The sequence below is a fragment of the Flavobacteriales bacterium genome, from assembly GCA_016713875.1.
In the GTDB taxonomy this organism is placed as follows: domain Bacteria; phylum Bacteroidota; class Bacteroidia; order Flavobacteriales_F; family PHOS-HE28; genus PHOS-HE28.
Genome location: JADJOI010000003.1, coordinates 378,705 through 392,775, shown reverse-complemented (window position 1 = coordinate 392,775; position 14,071 = coordinate 378,705). Strand labels below are relative to the sequence as shown.

Here is a 14,071-nt window from a genome sequence, read left to right as displayed (position 1 = left end):
ATGGACCCCGCTGTTCGCCGCCTGTGGCTGCCCCTGCTGGGCGCCTGCCTGGCGTTCTTTGGCGCATGGTGGGCCCTGCGCGTGCAGCCCGCCCCGCCCGGCCTGCGGGTGGACCTGGAGGTGACCACGACCTACGAGGACAGCTACGCCCTCTTCTTCGACGACATCACTTACACCTACGATGCCGGCCGCGTGCTCACGGCCACCTCCGCCGCACAGGCCGGCCGGCAGCGCCTCTCCTTCGCCCTGCCGCCGGAGATGACCCGCGTGCAGGGCCTGCGCATCGACCCCGCCACCGCCGCCACCGAACAGCTGCTGCACGCCGTGGTGCTCCGCGGCCCCTACCGCACCGTGCGCCTCGGCCCCGATCGCATCGCCGAGCTCTTCGCCCCCACCCACCAGCTGAAGCCTTTCAGCGTGGACACCCTGCGCGAGGCCATCCGCCTGGTGGCCACGGGCGACGACCCGTACCTGAGCACCACGCGCGACATCGCCGACCTCACCGCCGAGGCCATGGACCCCGTGCGGCCGGTGATCCGCCCCTTCGCCCTGGCCGCCGTGGCCGGGGGGCTCTGCTTCCTGCTGCTCGCCCTGCTGCTGCGTCCGCGCCGTGTTCCGGCCGCGCCCGGCCCCGCCGCACCCGCCGTGACCGCCGCGGTGCCCCTGCGCCGCAAGCTCCTCGCCCTGGCCGTCGCCCTGGGCAGCGGTGCGCTGATGACCGGCCTCACCAACGGCATCCACTTCAAGGACCGCGCGGTGCACGTGGAGTTCGACCTGGTGGCCACCCACCGCGACAACTTCCAGGTGTTCCACGCCGCCAAGCCCGGCGCCTTCAAGGAGGGCTTCTACGTGAACACCGCGCTCAGCGGATCGCCTCGGCCCCAGCTGGTGAGCTTCCGCATGCCGGCAGACACGTCGTATGGCTTCCTGCGCTTCGACCCGGGGAACATGCAGGACAGCCTGCTCATCCGCAGCATGACGCTCCGGTGCAACGACGAACGCACGACCTTCACCAGCGAAGAGCTCTTCGACCTGTTCGGCACCAACGAGCAGGTGCGCATCAAGGAAAAGACCCCGCGCGGCCTGCGGCTTGTCTTCAACGCCAACGACCCGTTCCTGTACTGCGACACCGACCTGCGCACGCGGGTGGAGGACCTGCAGGAGCGGTCGGGCAACGGCCCGCTGCCGCTCTGCATCGGGCTGGTCACCGCCCTCTTCGCCCTGCTGGGCGCCTGGCGCTCCCCCGCCCTCGACCAGGCTGCGCGAGGGGGCCGGCCCGCCGAGGTCGCGCTCGCAAGCGCCTTCGTGCTGCTGCTCTGGCTGCCCCTGCTGGCCGACTGGCTGCCCATCCAGCCCTACTTGGAGGACACCGAGAAGCGCCCGCTGGCCGAGAAGCCGCTGGCCCGGATGCACAGCATCCAACACTTCACGGCCAAGTACACCAAGTACTACGGCGACCACTTCGGCTACCGCAAGCTGCTGTTCCGCTGGAACGCGCTCTTCCACACGTATGCACTGCGGTCATCGCCCATGCCGCACAACGTGGTCTTCGGCAAGGACGGCCACCTCTTTCTGATGCGCCCGGGCGTAGTGGACCAGTATCGCAACCTGCCCATCTTCAGCGAGAACGAGCTGCAGCTTATCTGCGAACGGCTGGAGAAGCGACGGCGCTGGCTGGCCGAGCAGGGCATCAGCTACTACCTCACCGTGGCGCCGATGGCCAGCACCATCTACCCGGACAAGCTGCCGGACAAGTACGCCCCCCTGCCCGGCCGCACCGGAGGCCTCGACCAGCTGATCACCGCGCTGCGCGCACGCACCGGCGTACAGTTCATCGACATGCGCGCCCCCCTGCGCGAGGCCCGCACCGTGCGCGACCCCTACTACACCACCGACATCCACTGGAACCCCTGGGGCGCCTTCGTGGGCTACCGCACGCTGATGGAGCGCATCCGGCAGGACCACCCCGCGGTGGGCGCCCCCTGCCTGCCCGAGGACTACATCGTGGAGCCCGACACCAACGACCAGGGCGATCTGGCGCTGCAGCTGGCCATCAACGACAAGCTGACACGGGTGACCTACATGATGGTGCCCAAGGACGACCTCCGCGCCCGCGACCTGGCCGAGGAGGAGCTGCCCGCCTCCGCCTTCTTCAAGTACCGCCCCGTGTTCAAGCAGGGCCCCGACCCCCAGGCGCCCAAGCTGCTGATGTTCCGCGACTCCTTCGCCGTGTACCTCATCCCCTACCTCAGCGAGCACTTCAGCCGCAGCGTGTACGTGTGGTCACCGGTCTTCATCCCGGACATCGTCACCCGCGAGAAGCCCGACATCGTGGTGCAGGAACTGCTGGAGGTCTTCATCACCGACCTCAGCCACGACAAGCTGCGGGAGGATCTGTGAGGGGCACTTGGACGGGGTCCCCGCTGGAAGCTGCCCATCAGGGCCCACACCCATCCTACGGCGCCACCACCACCCGCTCGTGGTACACCCCCTCGGGCCCGCTCAGTCGCAGCAGGTAGGTGCCGCTCCCGAAGCGTGAGAGGTCGATGTCCTCGCTGGTGGCGCCGCTGGGCAGCGGCCGTTGGAACAGCAGGCGGCCCGTGCCATCGAACACGCTGTAGAAGCTGTCCGCGCGGAGGGGATCCGGGAAGACCATCGTGAGCGCACCGGACGTGGGGTTGGGCCGCACGGGCAGGCGGTGCGTGGGCGAGAACAGGGTCTGTACCGGGGTGTAGATGCACGCATCCTCGGGCGGGAACGATGGATAGATCGTGTCGTTGATCGTCGCTGGCATCCTTACCGCGCCGCCATCCGTGGTCGCGAGGGTGAAGCTGCTATCTGTCGGAAAGAGCCCTTGGACTTGTACCGGAACATGGTGCTCCAGCCAGTCGCAGCCCAAGTGGCCAAGGGAGTCCGCCTTGAAAAGGAAGCTGTTCAAGCCAGACGCATCACCATTGAATACGAATCCACCGTCCGAGGCCGCGAGGAGGTTCCAGACCTCCATCGAATAGCCGGGTATGCCAAAAGCGGCCGTCCACAGGGTATCCCCGTTCTGGTCGGTCTTCATCAGGTAGGCCTTACCCGCTGTAACGGCCAGCACGCCGAGTTGTCCATCCGGGGTCTTATCCAATGCGCAACGCCACGGAGGCCACCCAAGATCACGTGTGTACGCCTTGCACCACTGCACGTCACCGTCACCATCCAAGCGGAGCATGTAGAGCTGGGGGGTGCTGCCCATGCCGGTCTCCGTGAAACCGACCACGGTGAAGCTGCTGTCGTTCTCCACCACGCAGTCCTTCACCGCAGCTATCGGCCGGATGTAGGACTTCAACCAGAGGGCATTGCCATTGGCGTCCATGCGCCCCATACAGGCCCCGGCACCGGGTCGGTTCATGCCGACCAGAAGGTCGCCACCCGGTAGTTCACGGACGAACTCGATGACGCCATCGCCTTCCGACCCATAGGTCTTGGCCCAAAGCACATCACCCATGGAGTCCAACCTGAGCAAATACATGTTGTCTAGTGCATTCAACGTACCGATCATCGGCCGTCCATGCACGAGCACGTCACCGGAGGCCAACAGCTCCAGGTCTCCCGCCAATCTGAAGCACGCTGGCTCGTTGAATACGTAGTAGCTCGCTTCCATGATATTCCCCAGCGTATCCGCACGGCCCAACACAGGATGGATGCGCCTCGGGCCGCCGACCCAACAGGTATCCACCCGATAACCGCCTGCGAGGAGAAACCCCACGTCCGCAAGGGGCTTCACACTCTGCAGGACCAGGAACGAATCGACGGCGAACGACCGCGTGAACTGGATGGTCCCATCCGGGTCGGTTACCGAGACCCCCCCAGTAGCACCATGACCGCACAACAGATCCCCGTTCGGCAGTTCAATGATATGGCCCTTTGCAAAGCCAGCTCCATGTCGAAGGATCTGGAATGTGGATTGCCCGGTCACTCCTACGGGCAGGAACAACAACGCAGCGGCGGTGTAGTGGTTCAGCTTCATGGCTCAGGGGATCAGGAAAGGCTTGGCACGCACAGATCGCCCGTCCGAAACCCGGACACAATGAACACCGCTCACCAGGCCCTCTGTGCTAAAGCTGACCATGGCCTGGCTTACATCATCGAAGGACCGCACGTGCTTGCTATGGAGCCACCACCATCCGCCCGCGCCACACCCGGCCCTCGGCATGCAGCTCCAGCAGGTACAGCCCGGCCGGCACCACGCCCATCTCCACCTGCTGGGTGCTGGCGGGCGCCAGGTTGAAGCTGCGCACTTGCACACCCTGGTTGTCGTACACACGCAGCACCGCATTTCGCAGGCTGCCGGCATGCTCGGGCACGCGCAGGGTGAAGCTGCCGCGGTTGGGGTTCGCGTAGATGTGCAGCTCTTGCGAAGGGCCCGACTTCAGGTCCTCCACCCCGGTGATGGCATCCAGGCGGGCGATGAAGTGGTCCGCACCGCTCTGCGCGGTCGGCACAAGGATGCTGCCAAGGGTCAGGTCTGCCATGGCATCATACTGCCCCATGAGCGCGGCGCCGCCATCAGGGAACGCCAGCACCTGCCAGGGGAACGCCCGCGTGCCGCTGGCCACTCCCAGGCAGTGCCCGTCGCGGTCGTACCGTACCACATATGCGCTTAGACTGTACGGCCAGCCCGGGTTGCTCACCACGAACCCGTCGAACGAGATGTCGAACGGACTCAGCTCCAAACGTCCTGTACTGTAGAATCCCGTGCTGTCCACGGCTTGAATGTCCATCGGGACAGGATTTGCGGAAAGGGTGGATACCTGTGTCCCTTTCGCCCACAGGCCCTGCCCGGTTTCATCGAAACACCCGAACCACGGCACGCTGCCGGGCGAAGCGGCAAGGGTGTCGTTCCCCACGACCACTATATGAGAATGCAGCCCATTAATGTACAACCGGCGGTCCGATCCGATGGTACAGTCATACATGCCGCCCCGCTCAATGGCCGTGACCCAGATCACATGCCCCGATTCCGGGTCCCATCGCGAGATCAGACCGCTCGGTCCCGGTATGTACTGCGCTAGCGTATCCACCCATACCGTATCGCCTCCAGGGGTCCATCCGGCCGCCACCAACAGGTCGTCCATCACGGCGATGTCTTGGTTGAACGCTGTGGTGCTCAGGCGGGTGGCCCATTGGCAGGTGCCACTGCTGTCGAACTTCAGGATCACCTCACCGGAGGGGATGGCCACGCCGTCCAAAGGACCGGGCCCAGGGGCTTCGAAATCGGCCGCCAGGTAAATGCTGCCGGCCTCGTCCATGGTGCCGCTCACGATCAGATCATAATATAAACCCCCGAAAAGCTTGCGCCATCGAAGGCTACCGTCCGCGTTGAACTGTGCCAGGAGGAATTTGTTGGTGGCCGACACCAGATGAGCCGTGTCCAGGTAGGCATCCCCGCGGAAGTAAGCGAGGATCGCCCGGTCGCTCCGGGCATGATTGGTGAACATCATGAGGTCCTCCTCTGAGGCGTCCACCAGATAGCTCTGCACTTGCGTGAACATGAGCTCGGCCCACAGGAAGTTCCCTGAGCCATCCAGCATGCCCAGTACTCGGTTGGCCAGGCCGGTCGGCAGCGTGTCGTTCCCGTAGATCGCGCCACCTCCACCAAAACGCCCGATGAAGGAGATGTTCCCTTGGGCATCGCAACCCACCGATACACCGTTGGTGTGGTGCAGAGGCCGGGCCCACTGCCAGGTCTGGGCCTGGACGAGCATGGCCATGCAACCGGCCAGAACCGTCAGGCTTTGTTGAGCGAGTTTCTTCGCAGTGTCCATGGAGGGCTAGTTGAGGATGATCAAGTTGGCGGACAGGCCTTCGCCGCTGGGCAGTTCGCACTGGACGCGGTAGCGCAGCATGCGAAGAACAGCGCAAGTCGATCTATCGGTAACTCGAGAACCGCCCCCATCGCCCTCGAGCTGGACATCATGTGCCGCGCATAACGCTTGTGTGTACACATGGTCCGGTCGATCGGTAAGGTGAAGCTCCGTGGAGAAGATCGTATTTCCAAATCGATCCGAGGAACGGTCGATCGGTCCACAACAAAAGTTCAGCGCCCGCATCTCCCCTCACAACGCGAACTGCCAATCGTGCACGCCGCGTCCCAGGTTGGGGTTGTAGCAGGGGTCGTCGTCCACGTAGCCGCGCCAGCGCTCCTGGAAGAGGGCCACTTCGCGCAGGTGCCGCTCGTAGCTCTCCTTGGTCATGTGCGGATGACCGCGGGTGAGCGACTCGAAGTGGTAGAGCGAGACGTGCGGCAGGTAGACGTTGTGGTAGCCGGCCTCGCGCAGGCGTAGGCAGAGGTCCACATCGTTGTACTCCACGCTGAAGGCCTCCTCCCAGCCGCCGATGCGCTCGAGCTTGCGCCGCTCCACCATCATGCACGCGGCCGTCACCGCGCTGTAGTTGTTGATGGTGTTGATGTAGTTGAAGTAGCCCGGGCCGTCCTTGTGGTAGCCCACGAAGGTGTGGCCGGCCACGCCGCCCAGGCCGATCACCACGCCGGCGTGCTGGATGCTGTCGTTGGGGTACAGCAGCTTCACCCCCACCGCGCCGGTGGCGGGCCGCTGGCTCCAGCTGTGCATGGTGCGCAGCCAGTCGGCGTGGATCACCTCGGTGTCGTTGTTGAGGTAGCAGAGGTGGTCGCCCGTGGCCTTCGACGCACCGAAGTTCATCAGCCCTGAGAAGTTGAAGGGCACGTCGTGGCGGAACCAGCGGAAGCGCCCGGGTTCGCGCGCGGCCATGTCGTCCAGCAGCTCGAAGAGCGCGCCCTCGCGGCTGTTGTTGCTGATCACGATCACCTCCAGGTCCGGGTGGTCGGTGAGGGCGAAGAGCGAGCGCAGGCAGGTGCCCAGCACCTCGGCCTTGTCCTTGGTGGGGATCAGCACGCTCACCCGGCCCTGCAGCGGCGCGGTGAAGCGGATGTCATAGCCGCGGAACCCGTCCAGGAAGCCCACCTCCGCCGGCTCGCCGCGCCGCTCGAGCGCCTCGGTGAGCGCCCGCTTGGCGGCGTCGTAGGCGTAGGGCTTCACCTCCTCGCTGCGCGCCGCGCTGCCCGCGTGGATACGCCAGTGGTAGAGCACGCGCGGCACGTGCGCGATCCGCGCCGTGCGCTCGGTGACACGCAGGAGCAGGTCGTAATCCTGGCTGCCCTCGAAGCCGGGCCGGAAGCCGCCGACCTCGCGCAGCAGCGCCGTGCGCAGCACCACCAGGTGGCCGAAGTAGTTGCGCGAGAGCAGGTGGTCCGGGCACCACTGCGGCTTGAAGTGCGCCTCGCTGTGCCGGCCCTGCTCGTCGATCTTGTCCTCGTCGGTGTAGATGAGGTCGAGGTCGGGGTCGCGCTGCAGGCGCTTCACCACATGGAACAAGGCGTCCGGCGCCAGCAGGTCGTCGTGGTCCATCAGCGCCGTGAAGGCACCCTGCGCGAGCTCGAGGGCGCTGTTGCTCGCACGGGCGATGTGGCCGTTGCTGTCACGGAAGACCACCCGGATGCGCTCGTCCTCTTTCATCCAGCGCTCCAGGCATCGGCGCACCTCGGCGTTCGGGCTGAGGTCGTCGGCGATGCAGAGCTCCCAGTGCGTGTACACCTGGTCCACCACGGAACGGATGGCGGCGTCCAGCAGGTGCACCGGCGGGTCGTACACCGGCATCACCACGCTGATCAGCGGCCGGTGCGCGAAGCCCTCGACGAGATCGGCGTACTCGCGTAGGTCGCTGGGTCGGGCGAAATGGCGGGCCATCCACTGGTGGTAGGGATCGCCCTGCACGGCGAAGAGGTCCTGCTGCTGCTCACCCACCAGGATGCGCACGGGGCGCTCTTCGGTGAGCAGGTAGAGGGCGCGGAACACCTTGGCCAGGAACTTCCGCAGGATGCGGCGCCCCTTGCCGGAGACGAGGAAGACCGCCCGCCGCACCCACTTGAAGCCCCGGCCGGAGGTGTCGCTCGAGGTGCGCATCAGCGCGCGCATCTTGTGGTAGGCCCTGCGCATGCGCCACAGCCGGCTGCCCTCGATGGCGGCGATGCGGGCCTCGTACTGGCCGATCAACGCCTGCAGGGCGCGGCCATGCTCGCGCTGGGCGGACAGCGCCTGCATGGCCTTGTCCACCTCGCCCACCAGGCGATGGGCCTCGGCCGCCAGCACGTCCTTGTCGGCCTCCAGATCCGCCAGCCGCGCGGCATCGCGATCGGCCTGCGCGCGGGCACGCGCTTCGGCCTCCTTCGCTTCGGCCAGCGCTTGTTCAGCGACGGTCCGGGCATGGGCCGCCTCGGCCAGGGCCAGCTCCGCGGATCGGCCGGCCGCCTGTGCCGACGCACCGATCTCCGCGCGCAACCACCGGTCGTACGCCTGGATGCGGTGAAGTTCCACGGCGACGGTGCCGGCGTGCCGGGCGTAGAGCTCGGCGTGCTTGTCCACCACATGGCGCAGGATACGGGCGCGCACCTCGGGATCGTCGGCCCGGGCAAGCAAGGAACCGGAACGCACGCGGTAGGCGAAGAGCGGCTCGGGGATGTGGTGGAAGCGTGCGCCCGCCGCCGTGGCGCGGATCCACAGTTCCCAGTCCTCATAGCCGTCGCGCATGGCCTCGTCGTAGCCGCCGAGCCGTTCCAGAAGATCGCGGCGCACCAGCGCGCAGGCATCGATGCGGTTGCCCACGAGCAGCCGCGGCAGATCGGTGGCATGCTGGCGCACCACGCCTTCGCGCAGCCCGAACTCGCGCTTGTCGGTGAAGAACACATCCGCCTGCGGGTCCTCCATCACGGCCGCCGTCAGCTTCGCGAGCAGCTCCGCTTCCACCCGGTTGTCCGCGTCGAGGAAGAGCACATGCGGGGCCGTGGTGGCGCGCCAGCCGGTGTTGCGGGCCGCTGCGAGTCCGCCGTTCGATCGGCCGATCACGCGCACCCCTTCCGCCCGCAGCGTGGCGAGCAGCTGCAGCGTGGCCGGATCGTCGGAGCCGTCGTTCACCACCACCACCTCGGCCGGCGCGAGGGTCGACGCGGCGACGCTGTCCAGCGCCTCGCGCAGGTAGGCCCCGTCGTTGTAACAGGGGATCAGCACCGCGATGCCCGCGCCCCCCGGATCTGCCGTCGTGCGCCCGTTCATCACCCCTCCACCGGTATGCCCAACAGTCCGTGGTAGAACACGCCCACCTCATGGGGGCTGCCCATCTTCACCAGCCGCCCCGCCTCCATGCAGCCCGCACGGTCGCAGATGCGCTGCACCTCGCCCAGGGCGTGCGACACGAATACGATGGTGCCGCCCTTGCGCTTCAGTTCGGCGATGCGTTCGTAGCACTTCAGCTGGAAGCCCGCATCGCCCACGGCGAGCACTTCGTCGATCAGCAGCACCTCCGGATCGTCGGTGGTGGCGATGGCGAAGCCGAGGCGGGCCATCATGCCCGTGCTGTAGCGCTTCACCGGCATCCGCAGGTCGTCGTCGCTCAGGCCGGCGAAGTGGCGCACATGATCCACCGTGCGGTGCATCGCGTTCCGGTCGCCGCCCATGAGGGCCGCACAGAGCCGGGCGTTCTCCAGGCCGTCGAGCTCGGGCTCGAGGCCCACGCCCAGCGCCAGCATGGGGGCCACGCGGCCACGCACCGTCACCGATCCGGCCGTGGGTTCCACGATGCCCGCGAGCACACGCAGCAGGGTGCTCTTGCCACTGCCGTTGCGCCCCACGATGCCGAAGCACTCGCCGGCGGCGATGTCCAGGTCCACCTGCTCGATGATGCGCTTGCGCTCCAACAGGCCCTTGCCGCCGAATGACAGCAGGTACTCCTTGATGGACCGCGCCCCATGCCGCAGCACGTGGTAGTCGGCCTGCAGGCCGCGCACTTCGATCATCGGTGGCGTGCTCATCTCAGTAGTTGGCGATCAGTCCGCGCCGCAGCGATCCGTACACGACCATGCCGAGCGCCAACGAGGCCGCCGACAGCGCCGTGACGAGCACCATCGATCCGGCATCGGGCCATCCGCCGTCCACCACGATGGTGCGGAAGAGGCCGATGTACCAGTACAGCGGGTCGAGCCCGGCGACCCAGCGCAGGTCGGCCGGCACCAGGTCCGGCGGGTAGGCGATGGGCGTGATGTAGAAGAGCGCGGGGAGCAGCGCGTTCCACAGCAGGCCGATGTCGCGGAAGTAGACGTTGAGCGTGCTGAGGGCGAGCGACACGCCGAACACGAACACGGCGAAGAGCACGAGGGTGGGCAGGGCCAGCAAATGCACCGGCTGCGGTCGCCAGCCGAAGGCCGCCAGCAACAGCGCGAAGGGCAGCAGGGAGAACAGCAGGTTGATGAGCCCGGCGAAGAGCTGGGCCAGCGGGAACACCAGCGGCGGCACCGCGAGCGACCGCAGCACATGGGCGTTCTCCACCAGCGCGCCGAGCACGTGCGCCGAAGTGGTGGCGAAGAAGGTCCACAGGATGAGCCCGCTGAGGGCGAACACCGGGTAATTGACCACCTGATCGAAGGCCCGGCTGAAGATGAACAGGAAGATCGCCAGGTAGATCACCGGGTTCAGGAAGGTCCACACGAAGCCGAGGAGCGAGCTCTTGTAGCGGAGCCGGACGTTCTTCCAGGCCACCTGCAACACCAGCGGCCAGGCGATGCGACGCCCCGGCGGGGCGTGAACGGCGGGCGCTGACATGGCGCGCAAGTTAACCGGGCGCCGGCGGCCGTCCGCTCTACCTTGGGCGGCATGGCGCTGGTGCTCAACGGCCGATGCCTCCACCGTCCGGTGACCGGGGTGGAGCGCTACGCCCTGCAGCTGCATGGTTCGCTGCAGCGCCTCGGGATCCCGTTCCGCACCATCACGCCGCGCACCACGACCGGTGTCGCCGGGCACCTGTGGGAACAGCTGCTGCTGCCCATGCGACTGCGGAAAGGTGAGCTGCTGCTCGGCCCGGCGAACACCGGCCCCTGGCTGGTGCGCGACCAGCTGCTCGTGGTGCATGATCTGGCGTGGCTGGAGCACCCCGCCTGGTTCAGCGGCCCATTCGCCGCGTGGTACCGGCTTCTCCTCCCTGCCCTTATCCCGCGGGTCCGTGGCGTCATCACCGTCAGCCGGACCATGGCCGATGACCTCAGCCGGCATTTCCCCTCGACCACCGGGCGCGTCCACGTGGTGCCGCCCGCCGTGGAGCTGCACCGCGCCCCAGCGGTCGTTCCCTCCGGCCCGCCCCTCTTCCTCTTTGTGGGCCCCGGCGATCCACGCAAGGACGTGGGCACCTTCCAACGCGCCTTCGCCCTGCTCCACGCACGGCACCCCGGGGCGCAGGCCTTCGTCGTGGGCGAGGCCGGCCGCGTGTTCGCCCGGCGCGAGCTGCGGCCGGGGCCCGGCGAGACCTGGACCGGACGCGTGGATGACGACGCGCTCTTCGCCCTGATGCGCCGCGCGACGGCCCTGGTGATGCCCAGCCGCTACGAAGGCTTCGGCCTGCCCATCCTGGAGGCCCTGGCCCGGGGATGCCCGGTGATCGCCAGCGACCTGCCGGTGTTCCGGGAAACGTTCGGCGATGCGCCGCTGCGCGTGCCTGCCGGGGATGCGGCTACCTTGGCCCGTGTGATGAACGCGCTGGTGAACGATCCGCAGGCACGTGCGACCCGCGCTCGTGGCGGTCTCGCCTGCGCAGCCACATTCTCCATCAGCGCTCAGGATGCCGCCCTTCTGCGCGCGCTGCGTGCGCTTGCCCCTGAGCTGAGCCGCTGACCGATGCGCATCGCCCTCGTGCATGACTGGCTGGCCGTGCAGGGCGGTGCCGAACGCGTCACCCGCGAACTGATCGACCTGTTCGACCCGGATGTGTTCGCGCTCGTGGACTTCCTTTCGCCCGAGGCCCGCCAGGAGGTGCTGGGCGGACGCCATGCCCGCACCACCTTCATCCAGCACCTGCCCTTCGCCCGCACGCACTTCCGCAGCTACCTGCCGCTGTTCCCGATGGCCATCGAGCGGCTCGACCTGCGCGGCTACGACCTGGTCCTCTCGGCCTCGTATGCCGTGGCCAAAGGGGTGCGCACACAGCCGGGCCAGGTGCACCTCAGCTACATCCACACCCCCATGCGCTACGCCTGGGTGATGGAGGACGAGTACGTGCGCGACCATGGCATGCATGGCCTCAAGGGCTTCGTGCTCCGCCGAGTGCTGCAACGCCTGCGCCGCTGGGACCGGGACCACACATCGCGCATCACCTGCCTGCTGGCCAACAGCCACAACACCGCCGACCGCATCCGCACCTGCTACGGCAGGGAGTCCCGCGTGGTGCATCCGCCGGTGGACGTGGACCGCTTCACCCCGGGACCGGGACCGCGCGGCCACTATCTGGCCGTCTCGCGCCTGGTGCCCTACAAACGTGTGGACCGCATCATCGATGCGTTCAGCGGACTCCCCGATCGCCGGCTGGTCATCTGCGGGGATGGTCCGGAGCGGGCACGGTGGATGCGATCGCCTCCACCCAACGTGCGGTTCGTCGGCGAAGTGCCGCACACGGAGCTCGTGCAGCTGATGCGGGGAGCGCACGCGTTGATCGCCGCCGCCCACGAGGACTTCGGGCTTACGCCGCTGGAGGCCAACGCCTGCGGCACTCCCGTGCTCGCGCTCGCCGCCGGGGGCTACCTGGAGACGGTGGTGGACGGCGATACGGGCCTCTTCTTCCCCGCTGCGGAAGCCGCGCCGATCCGTGACGCGGTGGAGCGCTTCGAGCGCACGGGCGTGCGTGGCGGGCCCGGGGCGTTGCGTGCGCATGCGCTGCGCTTCGGGCGCGAGGTGTTCCGCGCCGCCATGCGCGATGCCGTGGACCAATGCCTGCGCCATGCCCCGCATTGACCGTCCATTGGACCATGCGGCCAGCGGCCTGCTGCTGCTGCTCAGCGCACAGGCCCTATGGCCCTTGCAGGTCACCGGTGGTACTCTGATCGCCTTCGCTGCGGTGCAGCTGCTTCGAGGCCTTCGGCACGGCCACGCCTCGGCGCAGCGGCCCTGGCATTGGGTCCTGGCCCTCGGTTCTCCTTTCCTGTTGCTCGCCGTGCGCGTGCCCTTCTGCGATGATCCACCTGCCGCGTGGCTCATCGCGGAACGCGTGGTGCCCTTGTTGCTGCTGCCCGTGCTGCTGCTGCTGGCACCGCCGCCGCCGCTGCCCCGCCAACTGCCGTTGGACGTGTTCAGTGGGGCCGCCTTGGTTCTGGGGCTGCGCGGTCTGCTGCCCGCGCTCTTCGACCATCCGGGCCTGATCGAGGAGCCCCGCGCCCTGCGGGAGGCCTTCGCCGCGGCCACCGGCATGCACGCCGTGTACGCGGCCTACCACCTCTTCCTGGCCGCGCTGATCCAGACGGCCCTGATGCGGCGCCATCGCCATGCCCTGCGGATCGCCTGCTTGTTGGCCTGTGCCGTGATGGGCGCGCTGCTGGCCTCGCGCATGCCGGCCCTGGCTTTCTTGGTCGCGTTCGTGCTCCTGTTCGTGCGCGGTTCCGTTGGAGCGAGGCAGCGCTTTCTGCTTCCCGTCGCGGGCATGCTCGTGCTGCTGCTGCTCGCCACCCCCACCCTTCGCGGGCGCTGGCTGGAGGCCTTCACCACTCCGGCCACCGTGCCCACCTTCGCCGCTTCGGACACCGGTGAGCGTTGGGCCCTGGTGCATTGCGGGCTGGACCTGTTGGAGCGCAGCGCCCTCACCGGCCTGGGGCCCGACCGGGTGCGCGGGGCCATGGACGACTGCCTCCGCGGCATTGCCGGAGGCACCTACGCCGACGGCCATCACGGTCCGCATGACCAGTTGCTGCTGTGGTGGATCGGCCTGGGATTGCCCGGTGCGGTGGCCTTTGTGCTGCTGTTCGCCGTGCCGTTACGGGTCGCGTTGCGCCGCAAGGATGCCCTGCATGCCGCCCTGCTGGTCTTCCTGGCCTTGTGCTGCCTCACCGAGGACCTGCTGGACCGGCAGTGGGGCGTGGTGCTGTTCGCCCTGCTGAACACCTGGGCGTTGGCGATGCCGGAGGCCGTGGCACAGGAGGGTGCGGCGCCGTGAGCCCGGCGGTCCCGCCTTTTCAAAAGTT

9 protein-coding genes are annotated in these 14,071 nt (G+C 67.7%); 4 read left to right on the top strand and 5 right to left on the bottom strand.

What is annotated here, in order from left to right; translation table 11 throughout:
- Complete coding sequence (locus tag IPJ87_03120; protein ID MBK7940858.1) at positions 1 to 2,400, top strand: hypothetical protein; 2,400 nt, start codon at positions 1 to 3, stop codon at positions 2,398 to 2,400.
- 55 nt (positions 2,401 to 2,455) lie between these two features.
- Here the strand turns inward: IPJ87_03120 and IPJ87_03115 are convergent, their stop codons facing one another.
- From IPJ87_03115 to IPJ87_03095, 5 genes are all read right to left on the bottom strand, one after another.
- Positions 2,456 to 4,012 (bottom strand): T9SS type A sorting domain-containing protein, encoded by a 1,557-nt coding sequence (locus IPJ87_03115; protein ID MBK7940857.1) that lies wholly within the window; start codon positions 4,010 to 4,012, stop codon positions 2,456 to 2,458.
- Between the two features lie 139 nt (positions 4,013 to 4,151).
- A complete protein-coding gene (locus IPJ87_03110; GenBank protein ID MBK7940856.1) occupies positions 4,152 to 5,810 on the bottom strand; it encodes a T9SS type A sorting domain-containing protein in 1,659 nt (552 codons plus the stop codon).
- Positions 5,811 to 6,101: 291 nt separating this feature from the next.
- A complete protein-coding gene (locus tag IPJ87_03105) occupies positions 6,102 to 9,134 on the bottom strand; it encodes a glycosyltransferase (GenBank protein ID MBK7940855.1) in 3,033 nt (1,010 codons plus the stop codon).
- Positions 9,134 to 9,889 (bottom strand): ABC transporter ATP-binding protein, encoded by a 756-nt coding sequence (locus IPJ87_03100; GenBank protein ID MBK7940854.1) that lies wholly within the window; start codon positions 9,887 to 9,889, stop codon positions 9,134 to 9,136. The genes IPJ87_03105 and IPJ87_03100 overlap by 1 nt, the downstream gene beginning before the upstream one ends.
- Before the next feature lies 1 nt (position 9,890).
- Entirely contained in the window at positions 9,891 to 10,676 is a 786-nt protein-coding gene (locus IPJ87_03095; GenBank protein ID MBK7940853.1) for an ABC transporter permease, read from the bottom strand.
- 51 nt (positions 10,677 to 10,727) lie between these two features.
- Between IPJ87_03095 and IPJ87_03090 the strand changes: the two genes are divergently transcribed.
- Genes IPJ87_03090 through IPJ87_03080 form a run of 3 tightly spaced genes read left to right on the top strand, consistent with a single transcriptional unit; the run spans position 10,728 to position 14,043 of the window.
- Positions 10,728 to 11,738, top strand: coding sequence for a glycosyltransferase family 4 protein (locus IPJ87_03090; protein MBK7940852.1), 1,011 nt, complete (start codon positions 10,728 to 10,730; stop codon positions 11,736 to 11,738).
- A 3-nt stretch (positions 11,739 to 11,741) separates the two neighbouring features.
- Positions 11,742 to 12,851: a glycosyltransferase gene (locus IPJ87_03085; GenBank protein MBK7940851.1), complete on the top strand. Its 1,110-nt coding sequence runs from the start codon at positions 11,742 to 11,744 to the stop codon at positions 12,849 to 12,851.
- Positions 12,838 to 14,043, top strand: coding sequence for an O-antigen ligase family protein (locus tag IPJ87_03080; GenBank protein MBK7940850.1), 1,206 nt, complete (start codon positions 12,838 to 12,840; stop codon positions 14,041 to 14,043). Before IPJ87_03085 ends, IPJ87_03080 begins: the two co-directional genes overlap by 14 nt.
- The last annotated feature ends 28 nt before the right edge of the window (positions 14,044 to 14,071 follow it).

Bases quoted from the DNA above. Each gene is read 5' to 3' on its own strand.
- IPJ87_03090 (MBK7940852.1), top strand. From the start codon at position 10,728: ATGGCGCTGGTGCTCAACGGCCGATGCCTCCACCGTCCGGTGACCGGG.
- IPJ87_03105 (MBK7940855.1), bottom strand. From the start codon at position 9,134: ATGAACGGGCGCACGACGGCAGATCCGGGGGGCGCGGGCATCGCGGTG.
- IPJ87_03080 (MBK7940850.1), top strand. From the start codon at position 12,838: ATGCCCCGCATTGACCGTCCATTGGACCATGCGGCCAGCGGCCTGCTG.
- IPJ87_03095 (MBK7940853.1), bottom strand. From the start codon at position 10,676: ATGTCAGCGCCCGCCGTTCACGCCCCGCCGGGGCGTCGCATCGCCTGG.
- IPJ87_03115 (MBK7940857.1), bottom strand. From the start codon at position 4,012: ATGAAGCTGAACCACTACACCGCCGCTGCGTTGTTGTTCCTGCCCGTA.
- IPJ87_03100 (MBK7940854.1), bottom strand. From the start codon at position 9,889: ATGAGCACGCCACCGATGATCGAAGTGCGCGGCCTGCAGGCCGACTAC.
- IPJ87_03085 (MBK7940851.1), top strand. From the start codon at position 11,742: ATGCGCATCGCCCTCGTGCATGACTGGCTGGCCGTGCAGGGCGGTGCC.
- IPJ87_03120 (MBK7940858.1), top strand. From the start codon at position 1: ATGGACCCCGCTGTTCGCCGCCTGTGGCTGCCCCTGCTGGGCGCCTGC.
- IPJ87_03110 (MBK7940856.1), bottom strand. From the start codon at position 5,810: ATGGACACTGCGAAGAAACTCGCTCAACAAAGCCTGACGGTTCTGGCC.